Raw genomic sequence first — 412 nt, forward strand, 5'->3', positions numbered from 1 at the left:
GCCAAGAACTACCTCGTCGCTCAGGGCCGCCGTCCGCCTTCAAGCGATGTTGACGCCATTGACGCAGAAAACTTTGAAAGCGGCGGTGCGTTAAAAGAAATTTCGAACCCTGAGAACTTAATGTTGTCAGAAGAACTGAGACAAATAGTTTTTCGCACCATCGAGTCGCTCCCGGAAGATTTACGCATGGCAATTACGTTGCGGGAGTTAGATGGCCTGAGCTATGAAGAGATAGCCGCTATCATGGATTGCCCGGTCGGTACGGTTCGCTCACGAATTTTTCGTGCGCGAGAAGCTATTGATAATAAAGTTCAACCGCTAATCAGGCGTTGACGATAGCGGGATACTGGAAAAGGTATTAGGCATGCAGAAAGAACAACTTTCCGCTTTAATGGATGGTGAAACGCTGGAC

The 412-nt window shown here is 48.5% G+C and carries 1 pseudogene; it reads left to right on the forward strand.

Going from position 1 to position 412, the window contains the following annotated elements:
* Positions 1-333: pseudogene (gene rpoE, locus CR492_RS20285) on the forward strand (RNA polymerase sigma factor RpoE); the annotation flags it as partial.
* Positions 334-412 lie beyond the last annotated feature (79 nt).

Origin of the sequence: Methylocella silvestris (genome assembly GCF_002891535.1) — a bacterium.
In the GTDB taxonomy this organism is placed as follows: domain Bacteria; phylum Pseudomonadota; class Alphaproteobacteria; order Rhizobiales; family Beijerinckiaceae; genus Methylocapsa; species Methylocapsa silvestris_A.